This window comes from Flammeovirgaceae bacterium, from assembly GCA_015180985.1.
In the GTDB taxonomy this organism is placed as follows: domain Bacteria; phylum Bacteroidota; class Bacteroidia; order Cytophagales; family Cyclobacteriaceae; genus UBA2336.
In genome coordinates this window covers 2534866-2558943 of record CP054185.1, presented here as the reverse complement: position 1 = coordinate 2558943, position 24078 = coordinate 2534866, and the positions used below count along the sequence as shown (strand labels likewise).

At 44.8% G+C, this 24078-nt stretch carries 21 protein-coding genes; 6 read left to right on the top strand and 15 right to left on the bottom strand.

Going from position 1 to position 24078, the window contains the following annotated elements:
* The 4 genes from HRU69_11845 to HRU69_11830 form a co-directional block, all read right to left on the bottom strand.
* Nucleotides 1-1476, bottom strand: coding sequence for an MHS family MFS transporter (locus tag HRU69_11845; protein QOI98133.1), 1476 nt, complete (start codon nt 1474-1476; stop codon nt 1-3).
* A gap of 128 nt (nt 1477-1604) precedes the next feature.
* Nucleotides 1605-2507, bottom strand: coding sequence for a histone deacetylase (locus HRU69_11840; GenBank protein QOI98917.1), 903 nt, complete (start codon nt 2505-2507; stop codon nt 1605-1607).
* Nucleotides 2508-2569: 62 nt separating this feature from the next.
* Nucleotides 2570-2998 carry a hypothetical protein gene (locus tag HRU69_11835; GenBank protein QOI98132.1) on the bottom strand — a complete coding sequence of 143 codons (429 nt, stop codon included), beginning with the start codon at nt 2996-2998 and terminating at the stop codon, nt 2570-2572.
* Nucleotides 2999-3043: 45 nt separating this feature from the next.
* Entirely contained in the window at nt 3044-6133 is a 3090-nt protein-coding gene (locus HRU69_11830) for an ATP-binding cassette domain-containing protein (protein ID QOI98131.1), read from the bottom strand.
* 172 nt (nt 6134-6305) lie between these two features.
* Here HRU69_11830 and HRU69_11825 point away from each other — a divergent pair, with 172 nt between their 5' ends.
* Together HRU69_11825 and HRU69_11820 are read left to right on the top strand one after the other, a co-directional pair.
* Nucleotides 6306-7055 carry an outer membrane lipoprotein-sorting protein gene (locus HRU69_11825; GenBank protein QOI98130.1) on the top strand — a complete coding sequence of 250 codons (750 nt, stop codon included), beginning with the start codon at nt 6306-6308 and terminating at the stop codon, nt 7053-7055.
* Nucleotides 7056-7160: 105 nt separating this feature from the next.
* The gene (locus HRU69_11820; protein QOI98129.1) at nt 7161-10238 is read left to right on the top strand and encodes a hypothetical protein; all 3078 of its coding nucleotides are present in this window, start codon (nt 7161-7163) and stop codon (nt 10236-10238) included.
* A gap of 48 nt (nt 10239-10286) precedes the next feature.
* On the opposite strand, the gene HRU69_11815 is transcribed toward HRU69_11820, so the two are convergent.
* Together HRU69_11815 and HRU69_11810 are read right to left on the bottom strand one after the other, a co-directional pair.
* Nucleotides 10287-12329, bottom strand: coding sequence for a carboxy terminal-processing peptidase (locus HRU69_11815; GenBank protein ID QOI98128.1), 2043 nt, complete (start codon nt 12327-12329; stop codon nt 10287-10289).
* Between the two features lie 38 nt (nt 12330-12367).
* Nucleotides 12368-13213, bottom strand: coding sequence for a hypothetical protein (locus HRU69_11810; protein QOI98916.1), 846 nt, complete (start codon nt 13211-13213; stop codon nt 12368-12370).
* A 421-nt stretch (nt 13214-13634) separates the two neighbouring features.
* Here HRU69_11810 and HRU69_11805 point away from each other — a divergent pair, with 421 nt between their 5' ends.
* Nucleotides 13635-13883, top strand: a complete 249-nt coding sequence (locus HRU69_11805; protein ID QOI98127.1) for a hypothetical protein — start codon at nt 13635-13637, stop codon at nt 13881-13883.
* A 74-nt stretch (nt 13884-13957) separates the two neighbouring features.
* The gene (locus HRU69_11800) at nt 13958-14110 is read left to right on the top strand and encodes a hypothetical protein (protein ID QOI98126.1); all 153 of its coding nucleotides are present in this window, start codon (nt 13958-13960) and stop codon (nt 14108-14110) included.
* Here HRU69_11800 and HRU69_11795 read toward each other — a convergent pair.
* Nucleotides 14107-14574, bottom strand: a complete 468-nt coding sequence (locus HRU69_11795; GenBank protein ID QOI98125.1) for a nucleoside triphosphate pyrophosphohydrolase family protein — start codon at nt 14572-14574, stop codon at nt 14107-14109. The genes HRU69_11800 and HRU69_11795 overlap by 4 nt on opposite strands.
* 528 nt (nt 14575-15102) lie before the next feature.
* Here HRU69_11795 and can point away from each other — a divergent pair.
* Nucleotides 15103-15747, top strand: a complete 645-nt coding sequence (gene can, locus HRU69_11790; protein QOI98124.1) for a carbonate dehydratase — start codon at nt 15103-15105, stop codon at nt 15745-15747.
* Nucleotides 15748-15811: 64 nt separating this feature from the next.
* Nucleotides 15812-17098, top strand: a complete 1287-nt coding sequence (locus HRU69_11785; GenBank protein ID QOI98123.1) for a tyrosine--tRNA ligase — start codon at nt 15812-15814, stop codon at nt 17096-17098.
* A gap of 51 nt (nt 17099-17149) precedes the next feature.
* Here HRU69_11785 and HRU69_11780 read toward each other — a convergent pair whose 3' ends face one another.
* The 8 genes from HRU69_11780 to HRU69_11745 form a co-directional block, all read right to left on the bottom strand.
* Nucleotides 17150-17752, bottom strand: a complete 603-nt coding sequence (locus HRU69_11780) for a PorT family protein (protein QOI98122.1) — start codon at nt 17750-17752, stop codon at nt 17150-17152.
* A 31-nt stretch (nt 17753-17783) separates the two neighbouring features.
* Nucleotides 17784-18491, bottom strand: a complete 708-nt coding sequence (locus tag HRU69_11775) for a PorT family protein (protein ID QOI98121.1) — start codon at nt 18489-18491, stop codon at nt 17784-17786.
* A 60-nt stretch (nt 18492-18551) separates the two neighbouring features.
* Entirely contained in the window at nt 18552-19100 is a 549-nt protein-coding gene (locus HRU69_11770; protein QOI98120.1) for a PorT family protein, read from the bottom strand.
* A 67-nt stretch (nt 19101-19167) separates the two neighbouring features.
* Nucleotides 19168-19743, bottom strand: a complete 576-nt coding sequence (locus HRU69_11765) for a PorT family protein (protein ID QOI98119.1) — start codon at nt 19741-19743, stop codon at nt 19168-19170.
* A gap of 55 nt (nt 19744-19798) precedes the next feature.
* Nucleotides 19799-21805, bottom strand: coding sequence for a urocanate hydratase (locus HRU69_11760; GenBank protein ID QOI98118.1), 2007 nt, complete (start codon nt 21803-21805; stop codon nt 19799-19801).
* Nucleotides 21783-22565, bottom strand: a complete 783-nt coding sequence (locus HRU69_11755; GenBank protein QOI98117.1) for a patatin-like phospholipase family protein — start codon at nt 22563-22565, stop codon at nt 21783-21785. Before HRU69_11755 ends, HRU69_11760 begins: the two co-directional genes overlap by 23 nt.
* Nucleotides 22562-23398, bottom strand: coding sequence for an MBL fold metallo-hydrolase (locus HRU69_11750; protein QOI98116.1), 837 nt, complete (start codon nt 23396-23398; stop codon nt 22562-22564). The genes HRU69_11755 and HRU69_11750 overlap by 4 nt, the downstream gene beginning before the upstream one ends.
* A complete protein-coding gene (locus HRU69_11745; GenBank protein QOI98115.1) occupies nt 23395-24066 on the bottom strand; it encodes a hypothetical protein in 672 nt (223 codons plus the stop codon). The genes HRU69_11750 and HRU69_11745 overlap by 4 nt, the downstream gene beginning before the upstream one ends.
* Between the last annotated feature and the right edge of the window lie 12 nt (nt 24067-24078).

The window sequence follows — 24078 nt, the reverse complement described above, 5'->3', positions numbered from 1 at the left end:
CTAAAGTTCGGTATTTGAACGGTTCGGCAAAAAGATAAGGCCCACGATGGCAGACAATGCGGCAACCGTTACCGGATACCAAAGCCCGGCAAACGGGCCACCGGTTGTAGCCAATGCCGTTGCAATGAATGGTGTTAAGCCTCCAAATATCCCATTACCAATGTGATACGGGAGCGACATCGAAGTATAACGGATACGGGTTGGGAACAATTCAACCAGGAAAGCCGCTATCGGGCCGTACACCATGGTTACAAACAGCACCTGTAAGGCAATAAGGGCAATCATAAGCCGGTAATTCGTACCGGCAAGACGAACCTCCTTCTTTGCTTCCTTTGAACTACCCTTTTTCGTAATTGTTTCCAAAACCGTTGTGCCATCTGTAAACTGACGTTCAATTTTATAAACTCGAGTAGTATCGCCTGACGAGGTGACCGTTACCGATTCAAACGGCTCACCGGCCGATTGCTCAGCTTTTATTGTTGGATCGCTAATCCTTACCATGGATTTGTATACCGGCCGATAGAGAAAAACCGCCAGAACCATTCCGGCCATCATAATGTACTTCCTTCCGATTTTATCTGACCACCATCCAAAAAATATGAACAAAGGCGTTCCGATTACCAAAGCCGTTGCAACAATGTAGTTCGATTGGACAAACTCGATGTTGCAGGTTTTTTGAATAAATGAAAGCGCATAAAACTGACCCGTGTACCACACCACCCCCTGCCCTGCTGTTGCGCCAAAAAGCGCAAGCAACACCCACTTCAGGTTTTCTTTTTTACCAAAACTTTCCTTGATTGGGTTAACTGATAACTTTCCTTTCGATTTGATTTCGGTGAATAGCGGAGATTCTTCCATCCGCAGGCGGATATAAATAGATATACCCACCAGTATGGCTGAAAGCAAAAACGGAATGCGCCAGCCCCAGGCGGTAAACTCTTCAATTCCCATCGTTTGCCGGATAAAAACAATTACACCCAGCGATACAAATAATCCCAACGTGGCAGTAGTCTGAATAAAACTTGTGTAGAATCCGCGCTTGCCCGGTGGCGAATGCTCGGCCACGTAGGTTGCGGCACCTCCATACTCACCTCCCAGCGCAAGCCCTTGCACCAAACGCAGAAGTAACACGATAAGCGGAGCAAACAATCCGATGGTCTCGTAGCCCGGTACAAGTCCGATAAGGAAAGTGGATGTTCCCATCAGCACAAGTGTGATCAGAAAGGTGTATTTCCGTCCCACTTTATCGCCCAGCCTGCCGAATACCAGTGCGCCAAAGGGCCTCACAATAAAACCGGCTGCAAACGTAGCCAGTGTAGAGAGGAAGGCCGCGGTTGGATTTGTTTTTGGAAAAAACTGCTCGGAAAGAATGGTAGCCAGGCTGCCAAAGATGTAAAAATCGTACCACTCGATTAAGGTACCGACCGAGGAGGCCGTTATAACCGGCCACAGCGAAGTTTTACGTTGTTGCATCATGAGCGAAGGTGCTTTAAATAAATCCTTACCACAGTCATGGAAAAAAAGGAGCTAAAAGGCGTAGCAACCTTTCTCCAAGATGGCATGCACTTATAGCCAAAGTGCAAGATAAGCCTGTAGCAATGTGATTAAAAGAAAATTTCCTGAGCCAATCTAAACGTATTGGCATGGGCTTCTATAATATCGCGGAAGTTTTCAGAATAGCCGCCACCCATACTGGCTACCAACGGTATTTTATTTTTTTTGGCTGCCTCCAGTACAATCCGGTCACGCTGTTTGCATCCCTCGCGGGTGACCGAGAGTTTACCAAGTTTGTCGGTTTCCAGAATATCAACACCGGATTGGAAAAAGATGAAGTCAGGTTGAACTTTATCAAGCAGGTTCTTAAGGTTAGTATCCAGTGTCTTCAAATAGAATGCATCATCGGTACCATCCGGCAGGCCAATATCCAAATCGGATGATTCTTTGATAAGCGGATAATTATTTGCTCCATGCATGGAAAAAGTAAACACCCGGGGTTCATTCTTAAAAATCTGCGCAGTTCCGTTTCCCTGATGGACATCCAGGTCAACAACAAGAATTTGCTTAGCCTGTTTATTGGCCAACAGGTAGTTTGCGGCTATGGCAATATCGTTAAGCAGGCAAAAGCCTTCGCCTTTATAAGTAAACGCATGATGTGTGCCACCGGCAATGTTCATGGCAACACCGTAAGTCAAAGCAAATTCAGTGCACCGAACCGTGCCGTTCATAATGGTTATTTCGCGGTTCACCAACTCAGCACTAAGCGGAAAGCCCGTTCGTCTGATTTCCGGTGGCGCTAAGGTTAATGTTTTCAGTTTAAACCAATACTCCTTTTCATGAGTTTGAAGGATTGTATCCTCCTCCAGCGGTGTCGGTGCGAAAAGATTCTCTTGCTTAATGGTTCCTTCATATAAAAGTTGCTGTGGAAGCACCTCGTACTTGCTCATCGGGAAGCGATGATTGGGCGGAAGTTTTAGTACATACGTTGGTGACCAGGCAATTTTTAGCATCGGCATAAACAAAAACAGTTGGCGCTAACCAACTGTTCAGGAGTTACAATTTATAAAGCAGATCAATGCTTGTGCTCGTGTTGCCCCTCGCCTTTTCCATACCAGGCTTCCTGTATGGCATGGAATAGATCGTGAAGGTCAGTAAGTGCCTTTCCAATCTCCTCATCGGTACCGGTTTGTACCAGTTGGGCAAATGCAGCGGTTTCGGTCTTCAGGTTAGCGATGTATTCTTTTACCTGGTCGTTATCCACTTTTTTAGGAAGCGGTTTGCCGGCCCATGTTGCGGCATTGGCAGCCATCTCGGCAGCCTGTGCTTTTGCGGGCGCAAGGTTGGCCGAATCCTTAAACGGATGAAAACTTTCAGCCATAATCATGTGGAAGGCATCCATCTCCGGCCAATCGGTTTGCTCAGCGGCTTCCTCCTTCTTACCCGAACAGGCTGCAAAAACAACAGCCAGTGCTACAAATGAGTTTACAAATAGTTTATTCATCGTAAAATATTTTGGTTTTAGTGTGGCGCAAAAATATAATAATTATTAATTCCGGTCGCGCCTTTTGTATTTTCTGCTTTCAATGAGTACAATCAGTTTGCGTAACCAATCGAAATAAAGCGCAATGAACAAGAACATTGTCATCAGCCAAATAATGGTCAGGTTAAAGTAAAAGGTGTTATATACCCGACCGGCAACGTGTTTGGTGGGCTGATAAAAATTAGCCGTATAATCTAAAAAGTGCTTTGGCCGGTGCTCTTCCATGTAGATTGGGAAGTATTTCTGAATAAACCTGCCCTTATACTCAATTATCCGTTGCTGGGCTGTAACGTTCTTCACCCAATCGCCCACTTCTTTGTTGGCGTAGCGCTTTCGGAAGGCCTCATAAGCCAATTCCCTTTCAGGCGTATTGGTTTGTTCTCCAATATAAGCATCTCGCCTGGCTGTGGCCTGATTTAGTTTGGCCGTGTAGTAGTTTCTCAACCTGGTTAAAAACTGTTGTGTTGAGTCGTAGGTGATTGAATCAAACCTGCCGATTTCCAGCCTGACCACCTCAGGCAGTTTATCCTCTCCTACCAGCCGGAGCTCATTGGTTATTTCGTTACGTAATAATGCTAAGGTATAACCAAGTTCCCGGTGATTCTGATTACGCCAGTGCTGGCGGTTATTCAGACAATAGGAGAGCTTCGATTCAAGTTCGGGTATCAGGTACATTCGTTTAAAATCAGCAATGGCGATCGTTTTATCCCATTCATACAATTCCTTTTCATACGGATTATCACGGAATTGGGTAACCATGTAGGCTTCAAAAGCCCACCGCGAAGCCATCATATCGCCCATCAGCGGTACGCCTACCGGCTCGCCAACCTGAGGGTTAAAGCGATCAAACTGAATTACCACTCCGCTTAACAAGAGCTGAGGGATTATTAACAACGGAATGAGTATATAAATGGTAACGGCCGAATTAAAAGCCGCGCTGATATTGAGCCCCAGGATATTGGCAAAGCACGCGGTGCTGAACAGGATAAACCAGTAACGCATTTCAGTTAACGGAATTTCAAGCACCGTGTTACCCACCAACATAAATGTAAAAGTTTGTATAGCCGAAATGCCGAACAGCACAGCAACTTTTGAGTACAGGTAACTGGCCCGGCTTAAATGCAGAAATTTTTCGCGCTTTAAAATCTTACGGTCACGGAAGATCTCTTCAGCACTTACCGTTAAACCAAAAAACAGCGCCACCACTACACTCATGAAAAAATAAACCGGAATATTGGTATTATCATAAAACGAGTAACGTGCATCGCTGCCCGAAAGCACATTGTAATACTTTACCATGAAACTGATAAAGAAAGCCAGCACCGGAGCTTCTAATAAATTAATGTACAGGTACTGTTTGTTCGAAAGTTTAGCCAGCACATCGCGAATCATAAAAACTTTCAGTTGGCTAAACTTACCGGCTATCGCCTGGGTAACAGGCAAAGCTTCACGACTATGCTCTACCCGGGGAATTTTTAGTTTCTGTTTAAAGTACTGATACCACTGCCCGGGCGAAATTTTCCGGGTGTTGGTTAGCCGGCCGTATTCGTTAACAACTTTTGTTTCGATGATATTGAAAACCTGTTCAGGATTAATATTACCGCATTCCGGGCAGGCTCCCTGTGTTTTGTTGGCTGCATTAATAATATCCCTGAAGTAAATTACCGACTCAACCGGGTTGCCATAGTAGATCTGAAAACCGCCAACATCCAAGATGATCAGCGTGTCAAACATTTTGAAAATGTCGGAGGATGGCTGGTGAATAACCACAAAGATCATTTTGCCGCGCAGCGACAGCTCTTTAAGCAGGTCCATGATGTTTTCCGAATCGCGCGATGAAAGCCCGGAGGTGGGCTCATCAACAAACAGAATAGTGGGCTCGCGCAATAGCTCCAACCCGATATTAAGCCTCTTACGCTGCCCCCCGCTGATGGTTTTCTGCATGGGTGAACCTACTTTCAGATTGCGCGTTTCGCTTAAGCCAAGTTGATTAAGTACTCTCTCAACCAGTTCAGCAACCTGCTGCTTTGTGTATTGCCCGAAACACAACCGCGCAGCATAGTAAAGATTCTCAAAAACAGTAAGGTCTTCAATCAACAGGTCATCCTGTGGTATGTAACCAATAATGCCCTGAACCTTATCGGGATGTTCATGAATATCAATGCCGTTAATGGCTACCCGACCGCTGGAAGGAGGCTCAGACCCGTTAAGTACATTGAGCAATGTTGATTTACCCGAACCGCTGGCACCCATAATGCCGATAAGCTTACCACCTTGTTCGGCTATGTTAATGTTCTGCAAGCCGGCACGGCCCGATTTAAAGTGGTAAAAAATATGGTCGGCCGTGAAGGTAATTTTTTGTTGCTGGCCGCCCACCAGAAAACGCCCTACAATGTCGCTGTAGTAAATCGGCTCAATTTTATCGCCCCGGATGGTACTGCCGGTGGGGAAAATATCCACCTTTCGGCTTTTGAGCGGAATGCTGTTAAGGTATAAAACGGAAATACCCAGGTATTTTATAAAATACGTCTCCTCCAGTTTCAGTATGGCTACCAGGCCGTTAATATTTTTCTCAATAATCCGGGGCCCGGGGTAAGGTTTATCATCATACCCTTCATCGATAACCAATACATTCGGGGCGCTGAGTTCATCAATATCCTGGCCAACAACAAAATTCCGCAATGCATCAATTTCCTTTCGCGGGATTTTTAAGGCCTGACCGATATAAAATATCAGGTTCTCCTGGCGCTCGGAAATTTCCCAATCGGCAAATACCAACTCGATAATCTTCACAATCAACACCAGCTTCTGCTGCATGGTAAGGGCCTGGTTTACCTGCTTGCTGATTTGCATGATGCGCGACCAGTCGTCAACAAACTGGATAGTTTCCGGGTCGAGGGTGCTCAGGTCCTGGGCCGATTCTATTTTGTGATTTTTGCAGAAATCATCGAAAAGGTTAAGGTAGTATTTGGTCAGATCGCGGTTGAGATGAAGGCTCAAAAACTCCTTAATGTTATTGCGCTCATCCTCGGTAATGCGCTCGCGCGCCACGATGGCGAAAAGCTGGATGATGGCCTTCAGTAATTCTTCACTCATGCGCAGGAATAACCGCCTAAAATAGCCTTAAAATATCAATTAAACGAAGGAAGTTGCCTGCTGGCTGCAGATTTAGGACGGAAGGTTAAAGAATAAAAAAATGCGTTAATTTGACCTGATCATTGTAACAAAATGAACCTTTAATCGACCAACCACCAAACTAAATCAAACTATGAAAATCAGGTTTTTAACAGTAATTGCCCTGCTGGCAATCGGTTTCGCAGCGTACAGCCAAACGGTTGACGAGATTATTAACAAGTACTTTGAAAATACCGGAGGTATTGCCAAGTGGAAAGCGCTTAATGGGATTAAAATCAGCGCCAAAGTCAATCAGCAAGGAATGGAAATACCGTTGGAGATAATCCAATTAAAAGATGGACGCCAATGTACCTCAATCTCCTTTCAGGGTATGGAAATTAAGCAAGGTGTTTACGATGGCACAACCCTCTGGTCCACCAACTTTATGAATATGAAAGCCGAACGGAGCGATGCCGAGGCCACCGAAAATTTTAAACAGGAAATTGGCGATTTTCCTGATCCCTTCTTGAACTACAAAGAGCGTGGACTGAAAGTTGAACTTGTAGGAAAAGAAACTATTGAAGGAACAGAGTGCTACAAGATAAAGCTTACCAAAAAACCTATCAAGGTTGACGGTGTACCAACCGAAAACATCCTGTTCTATTATTTTGATGCTGAAAATTATGTTCCCTTACTAATGGAAAGTGAAATAAAAACAGGGCAAGGCAAGGGCATGACTCAACAAATAACCTGGAGTGATTATCAGGAGGTTGATGGCTTAATGATGCCCTTCTCCATGTCACAAGGTGTGAAAGGAGCGGGTAGCAGTCCGTTGAAAATTACTGCATATCAACTAAACCCAAAAGTGGATGATGCCGTTTTTAAATTCCCTGAAGGCAAATAATACGCTGAATTTGATCACAACATAACATAACTATTTCAAAGGCTTGACCGTATCCGGTCAGGCCTTTTTGTTTCGTTTATTGTCTAACCTATTACCCATCAATGCATGAAAAAAACAATGCTCTTTTTAGGATTACTTTTATTACTGCAGCCGGCAACGGCTCAGGATGCCATTACCCGTGGTAAGGAATTATTTGGCGACATGAAGGCCCGCCACATCGGTCCGGCTATTATGAGTGGCCGTATCACCGACCTTGAACTTCACCCTGCCAACGCCCGAATTATTTATGCCGGTACTGCCGGGGGTGGTGTTTGGAAAAGCAGCAATGGCGGGGCCACCTTCAACCCCATTTTCGATGATTACTGCCAAAGCATTGGCGCTGTGGAAGTTGACCCCTCCAATCCGGATAATGTTGTTTGGGTTGGAACCGGTGAAGTTTGGACCCGGAACAGTGTATCTGTTGGTGATGGTTTGTATAAGACAAACGATGGCGGGGCCACCTGGCAAAAGATCGGCTTTGAAAAGTCTGAACGCATTGCCGGTATCCAGGTAAACCCAAAAAACCCCAACGAAATTTATGTGGCCGTACTGGGGCCTCTGTGGAGCGACAGCGATGAACGGGGGCTCTATAAAACCACCGATGGCGGTAAAACCTGGAACAAAATCCTGTTTGTTAACAAAACCACGGGGTGCAGCGACCTGACCCTCGACCCGAAAGATCCGAATATTGTATATGCTGCCTTCTGGGAAGTGCGCAGAACGCCCTGGTCGTTCAGCTCGGGCGGAGAAAACAGCGCCCTTTATAAATCAACTGATGGCGGAAAAACCTTTGCCAAAATTCATAACGGCTTCCCTAAAGGAAAACTGGGCCGCCTGGCCATAGCTGTAGCTCCTTCCAACCCCAAAATTTTATATACAGTAATCGAATCCGAACAGGATAAAGACAAGGGTTTATACCGTAGCGATGATGCCGGTGCCAACTGGAAGCAGCTCAATAATGATTTTGAACTGCTGGTACGGCCGTTCTATTTTTCACGCATTGAAGTGGACCCCAGAAATCCGGATGTGGTGGTAAAGGCCGGCCTGCTGGGCTCTATATCCCGCGATGGCGGCAAAACATTTAAGAACCTCGGTCCCAACCACTCCGATGTACACGATATTGTTTTTGATATCAACGATTCTGACCGGATGTATGTAGCCACCGATGGCGGCATCTACCGCTCATGGGATGGCGGCACTACACTGGAAATAGTTGAGAATATTCCGGTATCGCAGTTTTACCATGTAAGCGTTGATGATGAAGATCCCTATTATGTTTATGGCGGGTTACAGGACAACGGCTGTTGGTTTGGGCCATCAAGTTCTCCCGGAGGCGTTGAAGCCAAAGACTGGGTTCGCGTTGGCGTTGGTGATGGTTACCGTGTGTACCGCCACCCTACCAAAAAACTTATTTATTCTGAAATGCAGGGCGCGGAAAACGTTTGGCGGTTCGACCCGGCCAAAGACCAGGCTAAAACCATTCAGCCCCTGCCGGCCAAAGGTGACCCGAAACTGCGTTTTAACTGGAACGCCTCGCTGACCATCAGCCCCAATAAGCCCGACCGCGTTTACATAGGCAGTCAGTTTGTACACCGATCGGATGATATGGGTGAAACCTGGGTAAAGATCTCGCCTGATCTGACCACAAACAATCCGGCCAAGCAAAACCAGGAAAACTCAGGTGGCCTTTCGCGCGATAACTCTGGCGCTGAAAACCATTGCACCATTTTTACAATAGCCGAGTCACCGTTGGATGAAAACATTGTTTGGGCTGGTACCGATGACGGCAACCTGCAGCTTACCCGAGATGGCGGTAAAACCTGGACGAACGTTGTAGGTAACGTTCCCGGATTGCCAAAGAACACAATGGTTTACCACGTTGAGGCCAGCGTATTTGGAAAAGGCATCGCCTATGCCGTGTTTACCGGATATCAAACCGGTGATATGAATACCTATGTGTATAAAACAACCGACTTTGGAGCCACCTGGAAGTCAATCGTTACCCCCGACATTCATGGGTTTGCCCGGAATATTCAGGAAGATTATGAAAACGAAAACCTGCTCTTCCTTGGCACCGAATTCGGACTGTACATTACCATTGATGGTGGCAAAAGCTGGCTGAAGTTTACCAACAACATGCCGGCCGCAAACGTGCATTACATTGAATTACACAAACGTACCAACGACCTGGTCATCGCTACCCATGGAAGAGGCGTTATTATCATTGACGATATAAGTCCGCTTCGCCAACTAAACGAAGAGGCCTTGAATAAAGACCTGCACTTCTTTAAAACCCGGCCTACGGTAATTAATGAGTCGAACGGTTTTGGCGGTGCAAGTACCGAGACTCAGTTTGTAGGGGCTAACGCCAGTACGGCCGCGCGAATTGTTTACTATCAGAAAAGGCGGCATACGCTTGGCAAAATGACACTCGAGATACAAGATGCCAGCGGTACTAAGATTACCGAATTAACACCCGGCAAAGCAAAAGGCATTAACATTGTTGAATGGAACTACTCGGTTAAGCCACCTAAAATGGCTGCAGCCAAAACATTTGCTTTTGGCGGGTTTACCCCGATGCGGGTACCTGCAGGTACCTACAAGGTGGTTATTCAAAAAGGAAAGGAAACCTACACCAACGACCTGGTTATTGAGTATGATAAGCGATCGGGCATACCCCTTGCCGACCGTAAACTGCAGGAGGAAACAACCCGTAAACTATACCGGATGGCAGAAGATCTTGCCTATCTGGTTTACGAACTGGATGAGAACCTGAAAGCAACAGAGAGCCTGAAGGCCAAGGCCCCTTCGGTAGCAAAATCAGTTAACCCGTTTGTTACTGAACTAACCCGGCTGAAAGAAACTTTAGTAGTAACCAAAGGCGATAATTATGTTGGCGCTGCAGAGCCTCAGTTGCGCGAACGGCTTGCCGAGCTCTATAGCAAAGTTGCCCAAAGCTTTTACAAGCCCAATACAGCCGAGTTGGATAACCTGGAAGCCTTGGAAAACCGTTTTAATGCAGCAAAGACCGATTTCAAAAAGATAAAGGATAAACACCAGGGCAAAGTAAATGAATTGCTGAAAAAGAACGGCCTTGAACCGGTTGTATTAAAACCGTTTGAGGAATTTGTAAAGGAACCCTGAGCAAGGGGCAAGCATTAAAAAAAGGCGGGAAAAAATACCCGCCTTTTTTTATCCGATTTTTGAAATAATCAGGTCGGTAAGCACAAGCAAGCCTTCGCGAAGGTATTCATCTTCCAGTTTAAGTAATGAATTATCGTTTTGTCCTTCGCGGTCAATTTTAACATCACCCGGTTTGCGGGCATTTCTGCGTTTCTCCGATTCTTCAACTTCTTTGCGCCTAACCTCTTCGTTTAGAGAAATGCGGTTCTGAGCCAGGCTTTTGCGGGTCTCTTCGGTTTGAGCAACCAGGTCTATTAACGAGGGATCCGTTTTCAGTCGTTCCTGATGCGCCCTTGTAAGATTTTTTAAAACCACATCATTGATAAACGGGGTTCTTTGATACATCACACTTCGTATCTCATCCCACGGCAACGCACTTTTACTTGAACGCTCACCGAATTGTTCAGCGCTAAGGGCCGAGGGGAACTTAATGTCGGGTGTAACCCCCTTAAATTGAGTACTGTGCCCGGTTACCCGATAAAATTTTTGAAAGGTTAGCTTCAGCGAACCAACCTCTTCTCTTGGAAAGTTGACATACCTGTCAAGTTCAATAATGGATTGAACAGTGCCTTTACCGAAAGACGACTCACCAACTACCACACCGCGGTGATAATCCTGGATGGCTCCGGCAAAGATTTCGGAGGCTGATGCACTGAACCGATTAATCAACACAATCAACGGTCCGGCATAGACAATGGCGGGGTCTTCATCATTTTTAATCTCAGTGCGCTTATTAAAATCTCTAACCTGCACCACCGGCCCGGTCTTTATAAACAATCCGGTAAGGTTTATGGCTTCTTCCAGCGAACCTCCGCCATTATTACGCAAATCAATGGCCAGCCCGTCAATTCCTTCCTTTTGCAACTCGGCTATAAGGCGTTTAATGTCTTTGGTGGTGCTGTTATAATTTGGATCGCCTTTTTGGTAAGCCTCCCAATCGAAGTAAAAACTGGGCAGCGTAATCACGCCTAGTTTAAGTTTTCTGCCATCTTGTATATAGTCTATTACTTGCTTTTTGGCGGTCAGATCTTCCAGCTTTATTTTATCGCGTATAAGCGTTATTACTACAGGCGGACCCGTTACTCCTGTCTCGGCAGGAAGGATAGTGAGCCGAACCTTGGTTCCTTTTGGCCCTTTAATCAGTTTTACCACATCATCAATCCGCCATCCGATAACATCAACCATTTCGCCTTCATCCCCCTGTGCAACACCTATAATCCTGTCGTTTACATTAACCAGTTTAGTTTTTTCTGCGGGGCCTCCCGGCAGAATTTCAACAACTTTGGTATAGTCGTTTTCGGTTTGCAGCCTGGCTCCAATGCCTTCAAGCGATTGCGACATACTTTGTTTGAATAAATCGGCCCGCCTGGGCGAAAAATAATTAGTGTGCGGATCATACGCCTCGGTAACGGCATTCATGTAAAAACCAAACACATCTTCGCTGTTGGTTTGCTTTATAGATTTTACAAAACGCTCATACCGTGAACGGAGGGTTTCCTGAATCTCGGCCGTGCTTTTGCCGGCAATTTTTAAACTCAAGGCCTGGTTTTTTATGGCGAGTGTCCAGATATGGTTTAACTCTTTTTCCGTTACAGCCCATGGTGCATACTCCCGATCAACCTCATAATATTCGTCTTTTGAGAAATCGAATTCCTGGTTGATAAGGTGTTTAAGCACGTAATCCATCCGTTCAGCAAAACGCTTTTTAAATACTTCGTAGATTTCAAAGGCGGGGTTTACATTTTCAACCCGGGTCAGATCATCGAGTTGAAACCGGTACTTATTAAATGCATCAATGTCCGACTTTAAAAAATAACTTCGTTGATTATCGAGGGTTGCGATGTAGGAATCCAGAATGGCAGATGACAGCGAATCATTGAACCTCAGTTTTCGGTAATGACTGCTTTCAAGAATTTGAACAATAACCCGGGCCTGCCTGCCATAAACAGGTTTGGAAGTAAGTGCCGTATCAGCCGGGGCAAGACTAGCCCATAGCAGGTGGGGTAATAAAATTAATGAGCAAAACAACTTCACAAAGTTTCTCATACGCATAAAAGCTTTAACGAAATTTTGGCAAATGGTATGCCTGATTATGATTTACCTGAATCAAATTCGTTTAGGAATTTCTGGGCCTCCTCCAGGTTTTGAAATTCATAGTGCTTTTTACTGCCCGAAATGGTGTGGATTTCAACTTTAATTAGGTCAACATCTTTATTCTGCCGAAACTTAAATTTCTCCTTTTTGTAATCCTCTGCCTCTTTTGTTGAGATATTGAAAGCGGTTGCCCGAACCGATTTGCAATAACTACATTGGTAGTGTTTAATAAGTTCACCTGGTTCAGTACCTGAAGGCATTTTAACAACCTCTTCTTTGGTAACCCGCATCGTATAAAATCCGCAGGTATTACACTTTAGGGCTTGTAGCCGGCCCTGGTATTTTTCAATTTTTACATCACCGGTTTTTTCATCAATCCAAACATCATAATCAATTGAAAAAACATTCTCTTCGGCAATCATGCCTTCATCCAGGTGTACATCCTCCTCTTCTTCGCTTAACAGGCGCATTTTATTACCCGTTTTCGGATTTATCCGGGGTGCAAGGCGGTACCGTTTTAGCTTCTTATCAAGTTTTGTCGGGTAGTAATACTCAAGCACCAAGTACGACACATAGGCCACAAGCGTACCTCCGGCTATAGACATAAACAGGCGCGTAAAAAACCATACTTCCACCTGCTTCATATCATGCATACCATACAGGTTAATGGCCAGCGCTACAGCCACACCAAAGCAGTAAAAAACAAGTTTATAGGTCTTTATCTCGTTGGCGTTGATATAATCATACTTAAGGTGGTATTCGGCAATACTGGAAACCTTAATATTGTGCAGCAGGTAAATAACGATGCCGGCTGCAACCATTATAATGGAACCCAGAATCATGGCATTATTCCATGCTACCAAAAAGGGGCTCATCTCGATATAATCCATAACTAAATGTTATCTTTATTTTCACGGAAAGATAAGGAATACGGCCGTGACATCTTAATTAATGCCCTATGCGAAAAATGGCCTTCCGGGCTTTGGCTCGCCTTAACAAACTGATACTTCCACGTATCAGCCAGAAAGACTTAACCCATCTAAGTAAATTAGATAAAGCGATTGTCGCATTCCGGTATTGGGTTACAACCAACGCTCTCGATTAACCGGCATAGTACACTGATTTAAAGAAAATTAGCTCAAATCAGGCTGATTTCAGCCTTAAGTTAGGTTTTTCTTTAAAAAATTAATGTGCATTTTTACACAATAAAACTTGATTTTAAATATTAATGCTTTTATTATTGTGTAATAATACACAAAAGTTATGACTGAACTGGAAAAACGCAGACTGGAATTAGAGCTAAGGAGCTTTACATCCAGAAATTTTGAGCGGCCTGCTGATTGCCGTAACCTTGACCAGATACGCTATTATGTGCAGGAATTATGTTCTAAAATTGAAGAATACCGGGATCGCTTTAATTATGTGCCGAATTGGGCTTACTCGCTGCTGGCGCAGTATAATGCCAAGCAGAACTTCATGATTCACACCGAGTTCAGGAATATATATCGGTAATGCGGTATATCCCCTCCCCTATTACGCCTCAATTTGAGTTCATGTACAGCGCCACAGCCAATAAATCGGGGCGAATGCAATACCACCGTATCAAACCAGGCGTGAGTAAAGTCCGAATCAGCCGATCGGAGTTTATTAAAGCCTATAACTCCCTGCGGATTTTGGGTATAAAGCCCTTGCCGGTTGCAAACTCCGAAACCGATTTTCAAATCGAGTTTTACGTCTAACGTAAAATCCGATCCAGGTTGGCCGGGCTGTAATTGATTGATTTTATGGTTTTATTATCCGATTGCCGATACACCAGCCACTTATCACCCTCCTGGCGGTAATAGCAGGCTGTGCCATCTTTATCCTTGTAATGCGCTACGGTAGCCTTAGCCTCTTCCTCGCTGTTGCAGGCTTTACTCATATTGGATCGCTGCACTTCTTCGAATAATGCCTTGAACTTATCGGCCAGGCCAAACTCAAGGATTGCCCCTGATAGTACGTATTGGATGTCGCAAAGGGCATCTGCTACACCTACAATATCTTTATCCAAAACCGCCACCTCAAGTTCCTTAACTTCTTCAGCTAACAACGCAACACGCAACCTGCACCGGTCTTCAGCGGGTATGGCCGGGCCTGGCAGGATTGGATGTTTAAAAGTGCGGTGAAATTCGGCTACAAGCTTAAGGGCATCGGGCTGTTCCATTGGTAATCGGGTTTGTCCTCAATAAAGTAATTTCTGACCAATTTTGTTGAAATTGTGGTACTTTTGAGTGTATGCGTTTCCTACGAAATTCTCAAATCAGGTTTTTGGTAAGCTGCTTAACTGGGCTGGCTTTTTTTAACCTGAGCCTTCTCTTTACCGAAATGCATGCCGTTACGCTAAAGCAGAACAATCCGGCTCTATACCAAAACATTCTAAACCTGCTCACTAATTCAGGAATGGAAGAAGAGAACGACTCTTCACAGGAGAGTACACCTGAAAACCAGGACGAGGTCAAGATTATAAACCCAATTTCATTTCATGTTAATACATATTCTTTATTGATTTCCAGACAGTTATCTCAGTTTATATCAACTTTAAAATTATTAGATCGGACAGTCTCCATTGTCCTGCCGCCTCCTGAACCAGGCTATACATCTCAGGCCTGATTGGAAATTTAAAGCCTCAACCGAAATTTTATATGTAATGATACTGTCCATCGAATTAATCTTATCTCAATTATAGTAAACTATGGAAATTTATAAAGCCTTACTTGAAGGCAACCGAATTTGGGTTGCAAATCAACTTAAAGAAGATCCCAACTACTTCAAGGATCTGGCCAAGGGCCAGAGTCCTCAGGTACTGTGGATTGGCTGCTCCGACAGCCGGGTGCCTGCCAACCAGATTACCAATACAAAACCCGGTGAAATTTTTGTCCACCGTAATATCGCCAACATGGTCGTTCATACCGATATGAATATGCTTAGTGTTCTTGACTATGCAGTAAACGTGCTGAAGGTAAGGCATGTTATCGTGTGCGGTCATTATGGTTGTGGAGGTGTAAAAGCTGCCATGGGTAGCCAGCAATTCGGTCTCATTGACAACTGGCTCCGAAACATCAAAGATGTTTACAGGCTCCATAAGGATGAACTCGATGCCATAAAGGACGAAAATGTGAAGTTTGATCGCCTGGTGGAATTAAATGTGATTGAGCAGGTATTGGACCTTAGTAAAACATCAATTATCCAAAATGCATGGAAAACCCGAAATCAACCTATAGTTCACGGATGGGTGTACAGTATCGAAACTGGCATAATAAAAGATCTTCAGGCTAGCTTTGATAGCACCAGTAAAATACCGCCCATTTACCGAATCGACAGCCCGGTAGCTGTATAACCGAAACGGAAACAGGGTATAAACTGAACAATCCATTTATATCTTTGCGGATTATTACCGCAAAATGAAAGTAAATTTTGTTGAAGAGCTGAAATGGCGGGGCATACTGCATGACATCATGCCCGGTACCGAAGAACAGTTAGCAAAGGAACCAACAACAGGATATATTGGATTTGATCCAACAGCCGATTCGCTTCACATTGGCCACCTTGCCCAGATTTTAACACTTGTTCACTTCCAGCAATGCGGCCATAAGCCCATCGCACTGGTGGGTGGTGCTACGGGCATGGTTGGTGATCCGTCAGGTAAATCAGCCGAGCGCAACCTTTTAACAGAAGAGGTTTTACGGCATAACGAATCCTGTGTGAAAAAACAGCTTGAGAAATTTCTTGATTTTGGAGCAGGGGAGCACGGAGCCGAGATGGTTAATAATTATGATTGGTTCAAAAATTTCCTGTTTCTTGATTTTATACGAGATGTTGGTAAGCACATAACCATTAACTACATGATGGCCAAGGATTCTGTTAAGAACCGGCTTGAAACAGGCTTATCGTTCACTGAATTCAGCTATCAGTTGGTGCAGGGCTACGACTTTTACTACCTGTACACCCACAAAAACTGCAAACTACAAATGGGCGGTTCGGACCAATGGGGTAACATCGTTACCGGTACCGAATTAATCCGCAGGAAAACTAATGGCGAAGCCTTTGCGCTTACAACATCCCTCATTAAGAAATCCGATGGCACCAAATTTGGCAAAACAGAATCCGGAAATGTATGGCTGGACGCCCAACGAACTTCGCCCTACAAATTTTACCAGTATTGGTTAAATCTTTCAGATGATGATGCTGCCGGCATGATTAAAGTATTTACACTGAAGGGCAAAGATGAAATTGAGGCCTTAACCAGTGAACATGCGGCTGCCCCGCATTTACGCAAACTGCAGCAAGCCCTGGCAGAAGATATTACCATACGCGTTCATTCGAAAAATGATTTAAACCGGGCAATCAAGGCTTCTTCCATCCTGTTCGGGCAATCCACAACCAGCGATTTGGAAGAGTTGGATGAGGATACATTGTTAAATGTACTTGAAGGTATTCCGCAGGTAACCATTGCCCGGAGTGAATTTGAACGGCAGCCCACAGTAACTGATCTGCTTAGCGAAATTACACTGGGGGTTATTTTTCCATCAAAAGGCGAAGCCCGCAAAATGATCCAGGGAGGCGGGGTGAGTATGAATAAAGCGAAGATCAGTGACCCTAACCAGAAAAGCGATTTTCGGTTATTGCACAACCGGTACCTGCTGGCTCAAAAAGGGAAGAAGAATTATTTCCTGATTGTTATAAACTAAAAAGCCGGAGACAGTCTCCGGCTTTTTTGTAAGCTTACGTGAAGAACTTAGTCAGTTCGCACTCTTTAAGCGAAATTTAACGTATACCTGTATGGTGCTGTTCTTTAATTCAGCATCACCAAAACTGCCATCATCCGTAAGGGCGTTTGAAAGGCCGAGTACGTACCGCGCCCCAAATCCAATTTTCATTGGTAAATCAACTTCAACACCAAAAGCTCCCGAAATGTCACTGCTTTTAAAATCATCTTTTACATCTGAAGTATCGCCATCAAATTCCTCTTCGGCATTCATCAAAAAACCAAACTGGGGGCCAACGTGCAGGCTTATTAAATCATTGATATTATAGCGCAACAAAAGAGGAATATTAACGTATGAAAGTGACAGCTTACCTTCTACACTCGGTATGTCGTATTCACTGCCCTGCAGGGAGTACAATAGTTCCGGCTGTACCCCCAGCTTATCAGTAAACATCAGGTTTACAAATACTCCTCCATGGAAACCCATTTTGGATTTTGTATCCAAAGTAAACTGGTCGGATGAAATGTCGGTGTTGGCTATGTTAACCCCGCCTTTAATGCCGAAGCCAAATCCTTGAGCGAATAATGAGGTTGCACACACGCTCATAAAGAGAAATGATGTAAGTAACTTTTTCATGTTTATTTTGGTTAAGGGTGAAAATTAACAACTATTCTTTGCTTTTGACAAAGGTATTTAAGGGCACCGCGATATTGATATGTAATACTCGATTTTGCGAATCCTCCTCATCCTGCAAGCCGGATAACCCATAATTATACCGAAATTCAACGGCCGCCTGCCGATAGAGTGAAATACCTAATCCGCCCTGTATGCCAAAATCCAATCGGTTATCAAAGTAAACTTCGGTATCTTCTTCGGGGTTATATGTTGCAGGGGGATCACCAAATTTCACTTTGCCTTTAACTGTAATACTCAATGGCGTTCCAAATAAATCGGTTTCTACCTTGGATTTTGATTGCCCCCCTATTCCTACAGCTATTGATGGACCTGCCAAAAAGTAAACTTTGGAGCCAGCCCCAAGGTAAATTTTAGCAAACAGCGGAACCTCCAGATAATCTACCCTGGTTTTATTTTCAACATTAATAAAGAAGCCTTGGTCCGTCTCCTGGGCATTAAAGCCAAATCCCTTTTGGGTATAGTTAAGTTCAGGTTGTATGGCTACGGTGGTAGTGAGCTTAAATTCAACAGCAGCACCTAACGAAATACCAGCTTTAGAAACCTGCTCTATGCCTTCAAGATTGGATGCATTTGTACGTGATACGGTTACACCGAACCGGGGGATTATTACCGATTGAGAATACAATTCGGTGCTGATTGTAATTAGTGTAATTAGCGATAACAGCAAGCGTATTGGCATGTATAAAAATAAAAAAAGCCGGGCTGATTTCCCGGCTTTCGATTGCAATAATTTCAGATATTAATCACCAAATAACTGATATCCTATTGAAATCTGGAAGACATTGTTTTTAAATTCAATACCATCCACATCTGAGGTATTCGCCAGCCCAAGGCAATAACGCAAAGTTGCATTTAACTTTCCAAAACTTGCACCGGCACCTACATTTAGTGACAAATCAGTACCTTTCATTCCATCCTTTAACTCACTCGGATCTGTACCCATTAATAGTCCGATTTGAGGACCAGCCTGAAGGTTAAACTTCTCAGCAATGGAGTATTGAAACATCACCGGGATACTCAGGTAATTAAATGTTACGTCATCACCGCCATCACTTGCCTTTAGAGAGTTATAGAGTAATTCCGGTTGAACTGAAACGGCATCGCTCAGCCCAAAATTTGCATAAGCACCAAAATGAAAACTGGTGCCGTTTTCAGAATCTGAGCCCAAACCTTCCACATCCACTTTTAGTGTTGCCATGTTCAACCCGGCTTTTATCCCACCCTTCATTTGGGCGAATGTAGCAGCGCTGAGGGCAAGGAGCATGAACAGAATTAATTGCTTTTTCATGTTAATTAGGGTTTTGTTAATAATGCTTGAAAATACTAAAAATTAAACTTACCTAACAAGCGGTAGGTTAATTACCAAACTTAAATAGCTTATAGCCCAACGATACCTGAATAACCTGGTTTTTTATGGTATCAAAGGACGGGTCGTCCTCGATTTTGGAGAGCCCCAGGTTATAACGAGCATCAATAGTAAAGCGCAGGGGCAAATCCCAACCTACGCCAATACCTAAACTTGTATCAGCGCCCTTAAAACTGCTTTTAACATCCTGGCCGTCAATCTCAGCCTTGCTCAAAAATCCAAACTGTGGACCTACTTGCAGATTTAAACCAGCCAGCAAGTAAATCTTCAGAATTACTGGAATATTGATGTAATCAAAATTGCTTTCCACATCATTACCATCAAACGTAAATTTTGATCCTTGTTGCGAAAAAACCAGTTCGGGCTGAATACCGATTTTTGTTAACTTAATTAAGGCAAAAGCACCGCCATGAAACCCGGTCTTGCCCTTTACTGAACCACCAATATCTTCAACATCAAACTTGGCGAAGTTTAGTCCGCCTTTTACGCCAAGTGAAAATTCGGCCTGGCCAAAACTCCAGAGAGCAGGTAAAACAAATAGAACAATAAAGCTACATTTTCTCATAATTGAAAGTGATTAAAGTTTAATTAACGGATGAAATATAATTAAGAAAACAGGTTCAAAGCAAAATGCTTTCATCCACCGGGTATGGAATGGTCGGTTGAAAATTCAGGTTAATTTGAAGCTCTCGGTTGATGGTAGAAATTGCTGGTTCGTTACCTGCCCACGCCCTCCGGGCTATGCCGTTATTCACATCAAAGTACAACATGTTTTCCAGCCTTCTGTCTGCTTCCGCTGTGCCGTCCAATAACAGGCCGAAACCCCCGTTTATTACTTCGCCCCAGCCAACACCTCCCCCATTGTGAATGGATACCCAGGTAGCACCACGAAATGAATCACCAATTACATTGTGAATAGCCATATCGGCTGTGAACTTCGAGCCATCGTAAATATTTGATGTTTCGCGATAGGGGCTGTCCGTTCCGGAAACATCGTGGTGATCGCGGCCAAGTACAACAGGCCCGATTTTACCTTCGCGGATGGCCTTATTAAAGGCAGCCGCAATCTTTATCCGTCCTTCGGCATCGGCATACAGAATGCGGGCCTGTGAACCTACAACCAACTTGTTCTGCTGCGCCTGCTTAATCCACCTGATGTTGTCATTAAGCTGAGGATGAATTTCTTCAGGGGCCGTCATCCGGATTTGCTCAAGTACTTGCCCGGCAAGTTTATCCGTAAATTCAAGATCGCTCTCTTTGCCGGAAGTACACACCCACCTGAAGGGCCCAAACCCGTAGTCAAAACACATAGGCCCCATAATATCCTGAACATACGATGGATACCTGAAATCAATTCCATTGGGCGCCATCACATCAGCACCGGCACGGGAAGCCTCCAGCAAAAAGGCGTTGCCATAGTCAAAAAAATAAGTGCCCTTTGCAGTATGCCGGTTAATAGCAGCTGCCTGCCTGCGAAGCGATTCCTGCACATGCTGTTTAAATTTTTCCGGCTCTATGGCCATTAACTGGTTGGATTCTTCAAAGGATAATCCGGCAGGATAATAGCCGCCAGCCCACGGATTGTGTAGTGAGGTCTGGTCCGAACCCAGGTCTATGAAAACATTTTCGGCATCGAACTTTTCCCACACATCAACAATATTGCCCCGGTAAGCAATGGAAACGATTTCTTTTCCGCTCTTCGCACTTTTTACACGTTCAACAAGTTCATCTAAATCGCCTATCACCTCGTCAACCCAACCCTGTTGCTGGCGCTTAAATGTTGCTTTGTCGTTTACTTCGGCTACAACTGTAATACAACCGGCAATGTTGCCCGCCTTGGGTTGAGCTCCACTCATACCGCCAAGACCTGAGGTAACAAACAGTTTTCCTGCAAGGCCCTCCCCTTGTTTTGCTATTCTTCTGCCGGCATTCAATACCGTTATGGTTGTGCCATGTACAATGCCTTGCGGACCAATGTACATATACGATCCGGCTGTCATTTGTCCGTATTGGGTTACGCCCAGTGCATTGTATCGTTCCCAGTCGTCCTGCCTTGAGTAATTGGGGATCATCATCCCGTTCGTAACCACTACGCGTGGTGCTTCTTTTGATGAAGGGAATAAACCCATCGGATGACCAGAGTACATATGCAGAGTCTGTTCATCAGTCATGGTGGCCAGGTACTTCATGGTAAGCAGGTATTGTGCCCAGTTTTGAAACACGGCACCATTGCCACCATAGGTAATCAGTTCATGCGGATGTTGGGCAACAGCAGGGTCCAGGTTATTCTGAATCATTAGCATAATGCTGGCTGCCTGCAGTGAGTTGTGCGGGTATTCAGAAATTGGACGGGCATGCATTGCGTACTCGGGCCGGAACCGATACATATAAATCCGGCCGAAGTCTATGAGTTCCTTATAAAATTCGTGGGCAAGGATTTCGTGGTGTTTAGGATGGAAGTAGCGAAGGGCATTTTTTACAGCCAATTTTTTCTCCGCTGTTGTCAATATGTCTTTGCGTTTAGGCGCGTGATTAACTGACGTATCATACTCCTTTTGAACTGGCAGCTCTTCAGGGATCCCCTGAAGGATTAGTTGTTTGAAATCAAGTGCTGTACTTACCGGCATGTTGTTTTAGTTGTTGTTCCAACTCCGGCAACCGGCTTTTTGCATTTCGATAGCCGATCTGGAAAATTTCCTTTCCTTTTGCCAGATCAAATGTACTGAACTTACCAAGCTCGGGCGACTCAAAAACAAAATTACAGTGAATTTTGCTGTGCGCTGTACTTACATTAATGGCAATCAGCAGGCTGCGTTCGGTAACTTCCTTTACATTTTTAATATCAAACCGCTGGTCAACCGGGTTGCAATGGCTCCCGATGATGAAATCGCACTTACCTACCAACGGCCGGGCCGGCAAGTTATCCATTAATCCGCCATCAACATATACATTGCCGTTAAGCGATACCGGATTAAAGATGGCTGGTATGCTGGAAGATGCAATAACGGCCGGTATCAACTCGCCTTCCGTAAAATAAACCACTTTACCCAACCGGATTTCAGTAGCGGCTACAGTGAGCGAGGGGTTTAATTTCTCAAAACTGTTATGCGGAATGTGCTTATGCATAACTTCTTTAAAGCCTTCCATGCTTAACAGGCCCGTCCACGACCAGGCCGGACGCACGGAATTAAGAAAACCCATGGACGTAATGATGTGCAGGATCTCATCGGGTTTATAGCCTGCACAATAAAAAGCACCTGCTATCGCGCCCGCACTGGTGCCTGAAATAGCCGAAAACGTAAGGCCCAGTTCTTCAAGTGCCTTAATAACGCCCAGGTGGGCAATGCCCCGGGCTCCACCGCCTGATAATGCCAATCCGATCTTCATAGGTCAGTTAACCGTAAAACCTGATCAAGCCTCACCCCCTTGTCTGTGTGCTTCACTGTGCAACATTCAATAATCGGGTCGTGCTCGAAATAAAGAATATAATTATTGGCTGCCGCTTCATTTAAAAAGCGAGCCTTTTCTTCCAGGGTAAGAAGGGGCCGCGTGTCGTAACCCATTACATAAGGCAACGGTATGTGGCCCACCGAGGGCAGCAAATCGGCCATGTAGCAGATGGTGCGGCCCTTGTAGCGAATCATGGGTATCATCATCTGGTCGGTATGACCGGCCGCATAGAAAATACCGAACTGCGAAAAGGGAACCGATTGCGGGTCGATCATTTTCAACTGGCCGCTTTCCTGTAAAGGCAAAATGTTTTCCTTTAGGAAACTTGCCTTTTCGCGGGCATTGGGCACGGTGGCCCAACGCCAATGCGCTTCGTTGCTCCAATAGTGCGCTTGGGGAAATGTCGTTACAATCTTCCCCGTTGTATCAAACTTCAATGCACCTCCGCAATGGTCGAAATGCAAGTGGGTAAGGAAAACATCTGTTACGTCATTTTCATGAAAGCCGGCTTTGCGCAGCGATGAGGACAACGTGGCATCGCCATGCAGGTAGTAATGGCTTAGGAACTTCTCATCTTGCTTATCGCCAATGCCGCAATCGATCAAAATCAGTCGGTTGCCGTCTTCAATCAGCAGGCACCGCATGGCCCAGGTGCAAAGGTTATTGGCATCGGCCGGGTTGGTTTTTTGCCAGATGGTTTTGGGTACCACACCAAACATGGCACCGCCATCTAGCTTAAAAAAACCGGTATCTATTACATGTAACTTCATTCTAATTCCGCTTCAATCAATTGTTTCAGTTCTTTGGCATGCACCAGCGCAACAGAGTCAACCTGGTACTTCATCTGCATGCTATACTGCATAGAAAAGGCCATATTCACAAACATGTTATCGCGCCATAACTCCTCAGCGTTGAGTAAACCCTGCGAGGTAAAGCGCAAGCGTTCCATTAAGTAGGGTGTAATTAACTGGATGCGCATCTGATTTGATATGTCGTCTGTGATACGAATCGTTCCATAGTGCTGATGATATAGAGCCGTAATCTTGCGCCTTAAATCAAAATCACCAACCAATTCCAACTTACCCGAAGCCAGAAGAGATTGGTATGCATTGTCCTTTGGATTGAATGGAACGATGAGGTACAAGCTATTGATCATGGCATTGAGCGAATCTTTCGGAATGCGCCTTGCAATGACACTCTGCGTTAACGCCCGCGATACCTTCGCATAGTACTTTAATGTGTCGGTCGACTCGGTGAGGCTGACGATATCATCCTGCAGGTCTTCTGCCATCGCTACCAAAAAAGCTTTCGCCTGATCGCGGTCTTTCGCTGCGGAAGCCCGCTCCGTAAGATAGAAAGCAATGTAGACGCCAATAATGATGGCCACCAGGTTCACCAGCTGATTCTTCCACTGGATTTTCTCTTTGCCTTTACCCATCGCTAAATATGT